Here is a 12,864-nt window from a genome sequence, read left to right as displayed (position 1 = left end):
GGCCGTCACTACAATCGCCCATCTTCCCGTCATTTCCGGGGTTTCGACCAGCTTCATGAGTACTTTTCAAGCGATCTTTTCTGCCTTCATCGACTGGGCTGCGAACGGGCTGGTCGATACAACCTGGTGGCAATTGGTCGCTTTCACGCTGGTGGCGACCCACATCACGATCGCGGCGGTCACGATCTTCCTGCACCGCGCGCAGGCCCACCGCGCCCTGGAGCTGCACGCGATTCCTTCGCATTTCTTCCGCTTCTGGCTGTGGCTGACCACTGGCATGGTCACCAAGGAGTGGGTGGCCATCCACCGCAAGCACCACGCGAAGTGCGAAACCGCCGACGACCCGCACAGCCCCGTGGCCAAGGGCATCAAGACCGTCCTGCTGACGGGCAGCGAGCTCTACCGCGCCGAGGCCAAGGTCCAGGAAACGCTGGACAAGTTCGGCCACAACACGCCGAACGACTGGATCGAGCGCAACTTGTACAGCCGTTTCGCCTGGCAAGGCGTCGCACTGATGATGATCATCGACCTGCTGCTGTTCGGCGCCGTCGGTGCCACGGTGTGGGCCGTGCAGATGCTGTGGATCCCGATCACCGCGGCCGGCATCATCAACGGCCTGGGCCATTGGTGGGGCTATCGCAACTTCGAGGCCACCGACGCCTCGACCAACATCTCGCCCTGGGGAATCATCATCGGCGGCGAGGAGTTGCACAACAACCACCATACCTACCCGACGTCCGCCAAGCTGTCCGTCAAGCCGTATGAATTCGACATCGGCTGGGCCTACATCCGGGCACTCGAGGCGATGGGCCTGGCCAAGGTGCGCAAGACGCCGCCTCAGCTCGTGCTCGGGTCGGTGAAGCCGGTGGCAGACAGCCAGACGCTGGAAGCCATCATCGCCAACCGCTACGAGGTGATGGCCAACTACGCCAAGCACCTGCGCCGCACCTGTGCCATCGAGCTCGCCCGCATGAAGGCCGAGGGGGCTGCCAAGACGGGCGCCGCCTGGACGAACCTGCGCATCGCCGAGCGCTGGCTGCACCGGGATGCCGAGAAGATCCCCAGCAACCTGCGGACCCAGCTCGACAGCGCCATGGACGACTCCCCGGTGCTGAAGAAGCTGGTCACCATGCGCGAAGAACTGCGCCAGCTCTGGACTCGCACCAACGTGTCCGCGGAGCAGCTCGTGGCGGACCTGCAGGACTGGTGTCGCCGGGCCGAGGAGAGCGGTATCTCGGCGCTGCGCGAATTTTCCGTGCAGCTTCGCGCGGTCAACTAGCCCCCACGCCCCTTTCCAGGGGCTCGCGCAGCGGACCGGCAAAGCCGGATCCGCGCACGCCCTTGAATGGGTCCGGCCTTCGGCGGGCCAGTCCGTAGATGAGGAAGAAGCCCACCTTGGTGGGCTTTTCTTCGATTGGATCCGGCGTCCTCTGTACGAGGTGCAGTCCGTAGCGCAAGCCAGCCGAAAGGGCAAAGAAAAAGCCCACCGAGGTGGGCTTCCTTGCGCTGCGCAGCCGGTGGCTTACTTCAGCTTGATTTCCTTGTACAGCACATGCTTGCGCGCCTTCGGGTCGAACTTCATGAATTCGAGCTTCTCGGGCGTGGTCTTCTTGTTCTTGTTGGTGGTGTAGAAGTGGCCGGTGCCCGCGGTGGACTCCAGCTTGATCTTTTCGCGGCCGCCTTTGCTTGCCATGGTGCTTGACTCCTGTGCGTTCGGTTGAGACTACAGGGCGCCTTACAGCGTGCCCTTGGCGCGCAGGTCGGCCACGACCTGGTCGATGCCCACCTTGTCGATCAGGCGCAAGGCGGCGTTGCTGATGCGCAGGCGCACCCAACGGTTTTCGCTCTCGACCCAGAAGCGGCGGTACTGCAGGTTGGGCAGGAAGCGGCGCTTCGTTTTGTTGTTGGCGTGGGAGACGTTGTTCCCCACCATCGGGCCCTTGCCCGTGACTTGACAGACGCGTGCCATGACGCTTCTCCAGTTCTTCGTCCAGTGTTGTCGGCGCTGGTGCCTAGAGCAGGGGCCTGCGGAGGTGCTGCGGCCCCACTTCCGTGGTTCCGTGGTTCGGCAGCTTCGCGCGACGCTTGGGTGGGCACCCGTGGACCGGACTCAGGGGTTACCCGTTTCCGGCAAAGACGACGATTATAGCGGGATTCCAGCGTCTGTGGCCAGCCCGGCTGCCGGGCGGATGGCTCAGGCCTCCTGCTCGAGGAACCGCTGGGCGTCCAGCGCGGCCATGCAGCCCGTGCCGGCGGAGGTGATGGCCTGCCGGTAGACGTGGTCCTGCACGTCGCCGGCCGCAAACACGCCCGGCACACTGGTCATGGTGGCGAACCCGTTCTGGCCCGACTTGGTGAGGATGTAGCCATCCTTCATTTCCAGCTGGCCTTCGAAGATGCCGGTGTTGGGATGGTGGCCGATGGCGATGAAGCAGCCCTTCAGCGCGAGTTCGGTCTTCGGGCCGCCGTTCACGTCGGCCAGCCGCACGCCGGTGACGCCGCTCTGGTCGCCCAGCACCTCGTCCAGCGTCTTGTGCAGGTGCAGCTCGATCTTGCCGGCGGCGACCTTGTCCATCAGCTTGTCGATCATGATGGGCTCGGCGCGGAACTTGTCGCGCCGGTGGACCAGGTGCACCTTGTCGGCGATGTTGGACAGGTACAGCGCCTCCTCGACCGCGGTGTTGCCGCCGCCCACCACCGCGACCGTGTCGCCGCGGTAGAAGAAGCCGTCGCAGGTGGCGCAGCCGCTGACGCCGCGGCCCATGAAGGCCTCCTCCGACGGCAGGCCCAGGTACTTGGCCGAGGCGCCGGTGGCGATGATCAGCGCGTCGCAGGTGTAGCTGCCCGAATCGCCCTTGAGCTTGAACGGACGCGTGGACAGGTCGACCTCGTTGACGTGGTCGAACACCATCTGGGTCTGGAAGCGCTCGGCGTGCTGCAGGAAGCGCTGCATCAGCTCGGGCCCTTGCACGCCCATCACGTCGGCGGGCCAGTTGTCCACGTCGGTGGTGGTCATCAGCTGCCCGCCCTGGGCCAGGCCGGTGACGAGCATGGGCTTGAGATTGGCGCGGGCGGCGTAGAGGGCGGCGGTGTAGCCGGCCGGGCCGGAGCCGAGGATCAGGACTTGGGCGTGCGTGGTAGGCGTGCTCATGGCGTGCAGATGTGGGCGCGTCGGGCGCTTGCAAGGTCGCTCGCGAGGGGCGCGGCAGACCTGGGCAGGCGCCGGCTCCGAGGGAAACCGCTTATGCTCGCGCCTGCGCAAGAATAGGCGGTCCGCATTCTAATGAGGGCCGCTGGCCGCCCTGAAGATGCGGGCATACAACCATGCCTGACGGGCCAGTGCCGCCACAGGGCTGATAGAAGAGGGGATGACTGATGTCGATGCTGTCCAACCTGGACTTGATTCGTCGGGTGCCGCTGTTCTCGATGCTGACGAACGAGCAGGCGCGTGCCGTCGCCGACGGTGTCGTCAAACGCCGCTACCGGCGTGGCGAGATCGTGGTGGAGCAGGGCAAGAAGAGCAATGCGCTTTTCATCCTGCTCAACGGCCGGGCGCGGGTGCTGACGTCGGACTCGCGCGGGCGTGAAGTGATCCTGGCCGTGCTCGAAGCCGGCGACTACGTCGGCGAGATGAGCCTCATCGACAACCAGTCGCACTCGGCCACCGTGCGCTGCGAGGTGCAGAGCGACATGCTCATCCTCGGGCGGCCCGAGTTCGCTCGTTGCCTGCCCGAGAACTCCAGCCTGTCCTACGCCATCATGCGCGGTCTGGTGACGAGGCTGCGCAGCGCCGATCGGCAGATCGAGTCGCTCGCCCTGCTGGATGTCTATGGCCGCGTGGCCCGCACCCTGCTCGACATGGCCGAGGACGTCGACGGCGAGAAGATCATCCGGGGCAAGGTCTCGCGCCAGGACATGGCCAAGATCGTCGGCGCCTCGCGCGAGATGGTCAGCCGCGTGATGAAGGACCTGGAAGAGCGCGGAGTGATCGAGACCCAGGAGAACGGCTCGGTCGTGTTGAAGAACCGGCTGCCCGAGTGATGCCCGCGTGAGGCAGCCCCGTCGAAAGTTGTTCACTGATGTGGCGTAGCGCGCCGTTGACCCACCCCGGCGCCGGCTCTTTTGCCGCGCCGACGCCTTCCGAGCCCCCCACCCTTCGACAGCGCCTGCGCCTGTTGCTGGCTTCCGTCGCCTGGCTGGCCATGCTGCTGGCCTTGCTCAGCCGCCGTGCGGACGACCCGGGCTTCTCCACCAGCGGCGCCGGAGGGCCCGTGGCGAACTGGCTGGGCCTGCCCGGTGCCTGGGCGGCCGATGTCATGCTCGTGGCCTTCGGCTTCTCGGCCTGGTGGCTCGTGCTGGTCTGGGGCCGGCAGCTGCTGCTGGCGTGGCGTGGCACGCCGCGCCCCGAGCCCCTGCGCTTCGGTGGCGCGGCCTGGGTGGCGGGGGGCGCGCTCCTGCTGATCATGGCCAGCTGCGCGCTGGAATGGACGAGGTTGTACGGCTGGGAGGCGCGCCTGCCCGGCCATGCAGGCGGGGTGCTGGGCTGGTGGCTAGGCCCCCTGTCGATGCGCCTGGGCTTCCTGGCCTCCGGCGTCCTTTGGATCAGTGGGCTGGTCGTCGCCCTGCCGCTCGCCTTGCGCTTCTCATGGGTGCGCGTGGCTGATTCCATCGGCGCCTGGCTCGAGGGCTTCCGCGAGCGCCGCATCGAGAAGCGCGAGATCGCCGAGGACGTGCGGCTGGGCGAGCTGGCCCAGCGCGAGCGCGAGATCGAGGTCGAGGAAGAGCGCGAGGAGTTCGAGGAACACGTGCCGATCGTGATCGAGCCGCCGGTGCTCGAGGTGCCCAAGTCCGAACGCGTCGCACGCGAGCGGCAGAAGCCGCTGTTCACCGAGCTCGCCGACAACAAGCTGCCGCAGATCGACCTGCTGGACAAGGCGCCGGCCCGCGTCGAGACGGTGACGCCCGAATCGCTGGAGATGACCAGCCGGCTGATCGAGAAGAAGCTGTCGGACTTCGGCGTCGAGGTGCGCGTGGTCGCCGCCCAGCCTGGCCCGGTGATCACACGCTACGAGATCGAGCCCGCCACCGGCGTGAAGGGTTCGCAGGTCGTCAACCTGGCCAAGGACCTGGCGCGCTCGCTCTCGCTGGTGTCCATCCGCGTGGTCGAGACCATCCCGGGCAAGAACCTGATGGCCCTGGAGCTGCCGAACGCCAAGCGGCAGACCATCCGCCTGGCCGAGATCCTCGGCTCGCAGGTCTACAACGACGCGGGTTCGATGCTGACGATGGCGCTTGGCAAGGACATCATCGGCGCGCCGGTGGTGGCCGACCTGGCCAAGATGCCGCACTGCCTCGTCGCCGGCACCACCGGCTCGGGCAAGTCGGTGGGCATCAACGGCATGATCCTGAGCCTGCTCTACAAGGCCGAGCCGCGCGACGTGCGGCTGATCATGATCGACCCCAAGATGCTCGAGATGAGCGTCTACGAGGGCATAGGCCACCTGCTGTGCCCGGTGGTCACGGACATGAAGCAGGCCGGCAACGCGCTCAACTGGTGCGTCGCCGAGATGGAGCGGCGCTACAAGCTGATGAGCAAGCTGGGCGTGCGCAACCTGGCCGGCTACAACAAGAAGCTCGACGACGCCAAGGCCCGCGGCGAGCTGATCCCCAACCCCTTCAGCCTGACGCCGGAGGAGCCCGAGCCGCTCGAGCGCCTGCCCTTCATCGTCATCGTGATCGACGAGCTGGCCGACCTGATGATGGTGGTGGGCAAGAAGATCGAGGAGCTGATCGCGCGCCTGGCGCAGAAGGCGCGTGCGGCCGGCATCCACCTGATCCTCGCCACCCAGCGCCCCAGCGTCGACGTGATCACCGGCCTGATCAAGGCCAACATCCCGACGCGCCTGTCCTTCCAGGTCTCGAGCAAGATCGACAGCCGGACCATCCTCGACCAGATGGGCGCCGAAGCATTGCTGGGCATGGGCGACATGCTCTACATGGCCTCGGGCACCGGCCTGCCGGTGCGGGTGCACGGGGCCTTCGTTTCCGACGACGAGGTGCATCGCGTCGTCGAGGCGCTCAAGTCGCAAGGGCCGCCGAACTACATCGAGGGGATTCTCGAGGGCGGCACGCTCGATGGGGAGGGCGGCGAGGCGGGTGAGGGCGGCGGCGGTCCAGGTGGCGGTGAAGCCGACCCGATGTACGACCAGGCGGTGGCCATCGTGCTGCAGCATCGCAAGGCCTCCATCTCCCTGGTCCAGCGGCACCTCCGCATCGGCTACAACCGTGCGGCCCGGTTGCTGGAACAAATGGAGCAATCCGGGCTCGTAAGCTCCATGTCCACCAATGGCAACCGCGAGATCATGTTGCCCAAGCGTGATGAATAGTTTCCGGGTTGTTGCCGTGGCGGCGGTGTTGTCTGCTGCGAGCGTGAGCGCCTTCGCGGATGCGGCCGAATCGCTTCGGGCGTTCGTGAAGGACGTGAAGAGCGGGCAGTCGACGTTCACGCAGACCGTCACCTCGCCGGACGGCGCGAAGAAGAAGGTCTCCTCCGGCAGCTTCAGCTTCGCGCGCCCCAACCGCTTCCGCTTCGACTACGCCAAGCCCTACGCGCAGACCATCGTCAGCGATGGGCAGAAGGTCTGGTTCCACGACCCCGACCTGAACCAGGTGACGGTGCGCAAGATGGGCGACGCCCTGGGCAGCACGCCGGTGGCGCTGCTGACCGGCTCGTCGATCGAGAAGACCTTCGACCTGAAGGCCCAGCCCGACCAGGGCGGCCTGGAATGGGTGATGGCCACGCCCAAGGATTCGGGGGGCACGATCCAGTGGCTCAAGGCCGGCTTCAGGGGCAAGGGGCTGGTGGCGGTGGAGATCGCCGACAGCTTCGGCCAGCGCTCGCTGCTGACGTTCGACAAGCTCGCCACCGATGTGGCGCTGGCGCCGGAGGCCTTCCGATTCGCCGTGCCACCTGGCGCGGACGTATCCGAGCAGTAGGCGGCGAGGGCCGCGCAAGAGAAAGGGCGCCGTCGTGGCGCCCTTGTTCATCCAGGATGCGCGGCGGATCAGTGCATCGCCGCGTCGGTGTCCATGAGGCCCATGTCGGGCGACATCATCATCTGCTCGATGTCCATCAGGATCAGCATGCGCTCGACATCGCCGTGCTTCACGGTGCCCAGGCCGGTGATGTAGCTCGCGTCGATCTCGCCGTTGAAGTCGGGGGCGGGCTTGATCTGGCCGGGCGCGAGTTCGAGCACGTCGCTGACCGAATCCACCACCATGCCCACCGTGCGGTGGCCGATGTTCAGGATGATCACGACGGTGAAACTGTTGTACTGGACGTCCGGCAGCTGGAACCGCAGCCGCATGTCGACGATGGGCACGATCACGCCGCGCAGGTTCACCACGCCCTTGATGAAGTGCTGGGTGTTGGCGATGCGGGTCGGCGGCTCGTAGCCGCGGATCTCCTGCACACGCAGGATGTCGATGCCGTATTCCTCGTTGCCGAGCTTGAAGGACAGGTACTCGCGAGGCGCGCCGGCCATCGCTGCGGGGGCGGCGGCAGCGGCGCCAGCCGGGGCGGCGACGCGGTTGTCGGTGGTCGGTTGGGCACTCATGCGGGTGACGCTCCTGGAGTCAGGCCTTCAGTGTCCGGCCGGCCCCGACGGTGGCAACGCTCGAAAAGTGGGCGGGTCGCCGGGCAATTCGCCGCTTCCGGCACCGCTGCGACAATCCCGCGATGCCCCGGCAAGATGCACTTTTCGACGACCACGATCTGCCCGGCACCCCGCAGCCGGCTCCGGATGCCGCTGCCCCCGCGTCCTCCAATGCGCCGCTGGCCGAGCGCCTGCGCCCGCGCCGGCTCGACGAGGTGATCGGCCAGGCCCAGCTCCTGGGGTCGGGCAAGCCGCTGCGACTGGCCTTCGAGCAGGGGCGGCTGCACTCGATGATCCTGTGGGGCCCGCCCGGAGTCGGCAAGACGACGCTGGCGCGGCTGCTCGCCGGCGCCATCGATGCCCGCTTCATCGTGCTGTCGGCCGTGCTCGCCGGGGTCAAGGAGATTCGCGATGCCGTGGCCCAGGCCGAGCTCGCGCGCGCCCAGGGCAAACGCACCATCGTCTTCGTCGACGAGGTCCACCGCTTCAACAAGTCGCAGCAGGACGCCTTCCTGCCGCACGTCGAATCGGGCCTGTTCACCTTCATCGGCGCCACCACCGAGAACCCGTCGTTCGAGGTCAACTCGGCACTGCTGTCGCGCGCGACCGTGCACGTGCTCAAGCCCCTGGACGACGAGGAGCAGCAGCAACTGCTCGAGCGAGCGCGCGAAGCCCTGGCCGCGCCGCCCCTGGAGTCTGCCGCCGCCCAGCGCCTCATCGGCTATGCCGACGGAGACGCGCGCCGATTGCTCAATGCCTACGAGAACCTCGTCGCGCAGATCGACCCGGGCCTCGAGCAGATCGACGAGGCGATGCTGGAGCGCTCGCTGGGCGAGCAGCTGCGCCGCTACGACAAGGGCGGCGACCAGTTCTACGACACCATCTCTGCCCTGCACAAGTCGGTGCGCGGGTCCGACCCTGACGCCTCGCTGTACTGGTTCGCGAGAATGCTCGATGGCGGCGCCGACCCGCGCTACCTCGCGCGCCGCCTCATCCGCATGGCCAGTGAAGACATCGGCAATGCCGACCCGCGCGCGTTGCGGATGGCGCTCGACGCGGCCGAGACCTACGAGCGCCTTGGCACGCCCGAGGGTGAGCTGGCGCTGGCCCAGGCCGTGGTCTACCTCGCCGTGGCGCCCAAGTCGAATGCCGTCTACAAGGCCTGGGGCGCGGTGCGCAGCTTCGTCAAGCAGGACCAGACGAGGCCCGTGCCGGTGCACCTGCGCAATGCGCCGACCAAGCTGATGAAGGGCCTGGGCTACGGCCGCGACTATCGGTACGCCCACGACGAGCAGGGCGGCTTTGCCGCCGGCGAGCACTACTGGCCCGATGGCCTGGCCGACCCGCCGCGGTTCTACGAGCCGGTCCCGCGCGGGATGGAGCTGAAGATCGGCGACAAGCTCGCCGAGCTGCGCCGCCTCAACGACGAGGCGAGGCGCCAGGACGACGAGACCGAGTAACGGGGCTCGTGCAGGGCCCGTAGCGACCTGTGAGCCGTGGGTTATCTCGGGGGAGCGGGCTGTAAGCGCTTCCTACAATCGCCGCGAGCCGTACCACTCCCGAAAAGGCCCGCGCGATGGACATCTTCGTTCAGCAAGTCATCAACGGCCTGGTGCTTGGAAGCATGTACGCGCTGGTGGCTCTCGGCTACACCATGGTGTACGGGATCATCTCGCTGATCAACTTCGCGCACGGCGAGATCCTGATGGTGGGCGCGCTGACCAGCTGGACGGTGGTCACCGCGCTGGCCGGCACCGGCTGGCCCGGCTGGGTGCTGCTGCTGATCTCGCTGGTGGCCGCCATCGTGGCGTGCTCGGCCCTGAACTTCGCGGTCGAGAAGATCGCCTACCGGCCGCTGCGCAGTGCGCCGCGGTTGGCCCCGCTGATCACCGCCATGGGCATGAGCCTGCTGCTGCAGACGCTGGCGATGATCGTGTGGAAGCCCAATCCCAAGCCCTATCCTCCGCTGCTGCCGCAGGACCCGCTGTTCCTGTGGGACGCCGGCCCGGTGATCACCCCCACGCAGATCGTCATCCTGGTGACCACGGTGGTGGTGCTGGCCGCACTGCTATGGCTGGTGAACACGACCAAGCTGGGCCGCGCGATGCGCGCCACGGCCGAGAACCCGCGGGTGGCCGGCCTGATGGGCGTGAAGCCCGACTTCATCATCTCGGCCACCTTCGTCATCGGCGCCACGCTGGCGGCCATCGCCGGCATCATGTGGGCGATGAACTACGGCACGGTGCAGCACTCGATGGGCTTCCTGCCGGGCCTGAAGGCCTTCACTGCGGCCGTGTTCGGAGGCATCGGCAACCTGACCGGCGCGATGGTGGGTGGCGTGCTGCTCGGCCTCATCGAGGCGATAGGCGCGGGCTACCTCGGCGAGTTGACGGGCGGTGTGTTCGGCAGCCAGTACGTCGAGATCTTCGCCTTCCTGGTGCTGATCCTGGTGCTCACGTTGCGGCCCTCCGGGCTGATGGGCGAACGCGTCGCCGACAGAGCCTGACCATACCGCTGCTGGAGACATCAATGAAAGCACTGAGCCAAAACGCCAAGCTCGCGGTGTTCTTCGTCGCCGCGCTGGCATTGCTTGCCTTGCCGCTGATCGCGGCGCAGTTCGGGCAAGGGTGGGTGCGCATCATGGCGCTGGCCCTGCTGTACGTGCTGCTGGCGCTGGGCCTGAACATCGTGGTGGGCTACGCCGGGCTGCTGGACCTGGGCTACGTGGCCTTCTATGCGGTGGGCGCGTACATGTTCGCCTTGCTCGCCTCGCCCCATCTCACCGACAACTTCGAGTGGATCAAGGCGGCCTTCCCCCAGGGGTTGCACACGCCGATCTGGATCATCATTCCGCTCGCGGCCTTCCTGGCCGGCCTGTTCGGCGTGGTGCTCGGGGCGCCCACGCTCAAGCTGCGCGGCGACTACCTGGCCATCGTGACGCTGGGCTTCGGCGAAATCATCCGGGTGTTCATGAACAACCTGGAGTACCCGATCAACATCACCAACGGGCCGCGCGGCGTCAGCCAGATCGATGCGATGTCCATCGGCCCGCTGAACTTTGCCAAGACACTTCACCTCGGCGGTCTCGAGATCCCTTCGGTGGCGCTGTACTACTACCTGTTCCTGCTGCTGGTGATCGGGTCGGTGATCGTGTGCACCCACCTGGCCGACTCCCGCATCGGCCGTGCCTGGATGGCGATCCGCGAAGACGAGATCGCGGCCAAGGCGATGGGCCTGAACACCCGCAACCTGAAGCTGCTGGCCTTCGGCATGGGGGCGACCTTCGGCGGCGTGTCGGGGGCGATGTTCGCTGCCTTCCAGGGCTTCGTCTCCCCCGAGTCGTTCACGCTGGCGGAGTCGGTGATGATCGTCGCGATGGTGGTGCTCGGGGGCCTGGGTCACCTGCCCGGGGTGGTGCTCGGGGCCTTGCTGCTGTCAGCCCTGCCCGAGGTGCTGCGTTATGTCGCGGGCCCCTTGCAGCAGATGACCGATGGCCGGCTCGATGCGGCCATCCTGCGGCAACTGCTGGTGGCACTCGCCATGATCGTGATCATGCTGCTGCGCCCGCGGGGCTTGTGGCCGCAGCCCGAGCACGGCAAGGCGGCACCCGTGCCGGTGCCTGTGGGCGACAAGTGAGCCGGAGCATCCCAGCATGAGCACATCCGTCCTCAAAGTCAGCGGCGTGTCCAAGCGCTTCGGCGGCCTGCAGGCGCTGTCGGACGTGGGCATCACCATCCTGCCCGGCCAGGTCTACGGCCTGATCGGCCCCAACGGCGCGGGCAAGACCACCTTCTTCAACGTCATCACCGGCCTGTACACGCCCGACGGCGGCACCTTCGAGCTCGGCGGCGCGCCCTACACGCCCACCACCGTGCACGAGGTGGCCAAGGCCGGCATCGCGCGCACCTTCCAGAACATCCGCCTGTTCTCCGAGATGACGGCGCTGGAGAACGTGATGGTCGGGCGCCACGTGCGCACCCACTCGGGCCTGATCGGCGCGGTGTTCCGCACGCCGCGCTTCAAGAAGGAGGAGGCCGAGATCACCCAGCGCGCACAGGAGCTGCTGGATTACGTGGGCATCGGCAAGTACGCCGAGTTCAAGGCGCGCACGCTCAGCTACGGCGACCAGCGCCGGCTGGAGATCGCCCGCGCGCTGGCCACCGACCCCAAGCTGATCGCGCTGGACGAACCGGCGGCCGGCATGAACGCCACCGAGAAGATGGTGCTGCGCGAGCTGATCGACCGCATCCGCAAGGACGGCCGCACCATCCTGCTGATCGAGCACGACGTGAAGCTCGTGATGGGCCTGTGCGACCGCGTCACCGTGCTCGACTACGGCAAGCAGATCGCCGAAGGCACGCCAGCCGAAGTGCAGCGCAACGAGAAGGTGATCGAGGCCTACCTGGGCGCGGGCCACAAGGTCCATTGATGGAGCCCCCATTTGAAGGCGGCGGCGCCAGCCGCGCCGTCAACCAGGAACGATGAACATGAGCGAACAAGTAGTGCTCAAGGTGACCGGCCTGAAGGTGGCCTACGGTGGCATCCAGGCCGTCAAGGGCGTGAGCTTCGAAGTCGCCCTCGGTGAACTCGTCAGCCTCATCGGCGCGAACGGCGCGGGCAAGACCACCACGCTCAAGGCCATCACCGGCATCCAGCACGTCGCCGCCGGGCAGGTGGAGTTCCTCGGCCGGCCGATCAAGGGCCAGGGCGCGTGGGACCTGGCCCGCCAGGGCCTGGTGATGGTTCCGGAGGGCCGGGGTACCTTCACCCGCATGAGCATCACCGAGAACCTGCAGATGGGCGCCTACACGCGCTCGGACAAGGCGGGGATCGCCGAGGACATCGACAAGGTCTTCGGCATCTTCCCGCGCCTGAAGGAGCGTGCCACCCAGCTCGCCGGCACGATGAGCGGCGGCGAGCAGCAGATGCTCGCCATGGGACGCGCGCTGATGGCCAGGCCCAAGGTGCTGCTGCTCGATGAGCCGTCGATGGGCCTGAGCCCCATCATGGTGGACAAGATCTTCGAGGTCGTCGACACGATCCACAAGCAGGGCACGACGATCCTGCTGGTCGAGCAGAACGCCAGCCGCGCGCTCTCGCTGGCCAACCGCGGCTACGTGATGGACTCCGGCGAGATCACCATGAGCGGCCCGGCGCGCCAGCTGCTCGAGGATCCCAAAGTCCGCGCCGCCTACCTCGGCGAGTAGCC

General features: G+C 67.1%; 13 protein-coding genes. 9 read left to right on the top strand and 4 right to left on the bottom strand.

Going from position 1 to position 12,864, the window contains the following annotated elements; translation table 11 throughout:
- The first annotated feature begins 55 nt into the window (after positions 1-55).
- The gene (locus ACS5PM_RS21920) at positions 56-1,279 is read left to right on the top strand and encodes a DesA family fatty acid desaturase (RefSeq protein ID WP_439389826.1); all 1,224 of its coding nucleotides are present in this window, start codon (positions 56-58) and stop codon (positions 1,277-1,279) included.
- Between the two features lie 243 nt (positions 1,280-1,522).
- Here ACS5PM_RS21920 and rpmG read toward each other — a convergent pair whose 3' ends face one another.
- The 3 genes from rpmG to trxB form a co-directional block, all read right to left on the bottom strand.
- Positions 1,523-1,693, bottom strand: a complete 171-nt coding sequence (rpmG, locus tag ACS5PM_RS21915) for a 50S ribosomal protein L33 (RefSeq protein WP_025564431.1) — start codon at positions 1,691-1,693, stop codon at positions 1,523-1,525.
- Between the two features lie 42 nt (positions 1,694-1,735).
- Positions 1,736-1,969: a 50S ribosomal protein L28 gene (gene rpmB / locus ACS5PM_RS21910; RefSeq protein ID WP_329716519.1), complete on the bottom strand. Its 234-nt coding sequence runs from the start codon at positions 1,967-1,969 to the stop codon at positions 1,736-1,738.
- 225 nt (positions 1,970-2,194) lie between these two features.
- Positions 2,195-3,151 carry a thioredoxin-disulfide reductase gene (gene trxB, locus ACS5PM_RS21905; RefSeq protein ID WP_439389825.1) on the bottom strand — a complete coding sequence of 319 codons (957 nt, stop codon included), beginning with the start codon at positions 3,149-3,151 and terminating at the stop codon, positions 2,195-2,197.
- A gap of 224 nt (positions 3,152-3,375) precedes the next feature.
- Between trxB and ACS5PM_RS21900 the strand changes: the two genes are divergently transcribed.
- From ACS5PM_RS21900 to lolA, 3 genes are read left to right on the top strand one after another with little or no spacing between them, the layout of a single operon-like run.
- The gene (locus ACS5PM_RS21900) at positions 3,376-4,041 is read left to right on the top strand and encodes a Crp/Fnr family transcriptional regulator (protein WP_439389824.1); all 666 of its coding nucleotides are present in this window, start codon (positions 3,376-3,378) and stop codon (positions 4,039-4,041) included.
- A gap of 38 nt (positions 4,042-4,079) precedes the next feature.
- Complete coding sequence (locus ACS5PM_RS21895) at positions 4,080-6,386, top strand: DNA translocase FtsK (protein WP_439389823.1); 2,307 nt, start codon at positions 4,080-4,082, stop codon at positions 6,384-6,386.
- Positions 6,379-6,996 (top strand): outer membrane lipoprotein periplasmic chaperone LolA, encoded by a 618-nt coding sequence (lolA, locus tag ACS5PM_RS21890; RefSeq protein ID WP_439389822.1) that lies wholly within the window; start codon positions 6,379-6,381, stop codon positions 6,994-6,996. Before ACS5PM_RS21895 ends, lolA begins: the two co-directional genes overlap by 8 nt.
- A 68-nt stretch (positions 6,997-7,064) precedes the next feature.
- Here lolA and ACS5PM_RS21885 read toward each other — a convergent pair whose 3' ends face one another.
- Positions 7,065-7,616 (bottom strand): chemotaxis protein CheW, encoded by a 552-nt coding sequence (locus tag ACS5PM_RS21885; protein ID WP_439389821.1) that lies wholly within the window; start codon positions 7,614-7,616, stop codon positions 7,065-7,067.
- Positions 7,617-7,738: 122 nt separating this feature from the next.
- Here ACS5PM_RS21885 and ACS5PM_RS21880 point away from each other — a divergent pair, with 122 nt between their 5' ends.
- From ACS5PM_RS21880 to ACS5PM_RS21860, 5 genes are all read left to right on the top strand, one after another.
- Positions 7,739-9,115 (top strand): replication-associated recombination protein A, encoded by a 1,377-nt coding sequence (locus ACS5PM_RS21880; RefSeq protein ID WP_439389820.1) that lies wholly within the window; start codon positions 7,739-7,741, stop codon positions 9,113-9,115.
- Positions 9,116-9,231: 116 nt separating this feature from the next.
- Positions 9,232-10,161, top strand: a complete 930-nt coding sequence (locus ACS5PM_RS21875; RefSeq protein ID WP_439389819.1) for a branched-chain amino acid ABC transporter permease — start codon at positions 9,232-9,234, stop codon at positions 10,159-10,161.
- A gap of 23 nt (positions 10,162-10,184) precedes the next feature.
- On the top strand, positions 10,185-11,291 hold the full coding sequence (locus tag ACS5PM_RS21870; protein ID WP_439389818.1) for an ABC transporter permease subunit: 1,107 nt from the start codon (positions 10,185-10,187) through the stop codon (positions 11,289-11,291).
- A 16-nt stretch (positions 11,292-11,307) separates the two neighbouring features.
- Positions 11,308-12,084: an ABC transporter ATP-binding protein gene (locus tag ACS5PM_RS21865; RefSeq protein WP_439389817.1), complete on the top strand. Its 777-nt coding sequence runs from the start codon at positions 11,308-11,310 to the stop codon at positions 12,082-12,084.
- A 58-nt stretch (positions 12,085-12,142) separates the two neighbouring features.
- Positions 12,143-12,862, top strand: a complete 720-nt coding sequence (locus ACS5PM_RS21860; protein ID WP_439389816.1) for an ABC transporter ATP-binding protein — start codon at positions 12,143-12,145, stop codon at positions 12,860-12,862.
- The last annotated feature ends 2 nt before the right edge of the window (positions 12,863-12,864 follow it).

It is taken from the genome of Ideonella flava, assembly GCF_051857595.1.
Lineage (GTDB): Bacteria > Pseudomonadota > Gammaproteobacteria > Burkholderiales > Burkholderiaceae_C > Ideonella.
The sequence above is the reverse complement of the archived record's forward strand: the minus strand, read 5'-3'. Positions and strand labels throughout refer to the sequence as shown.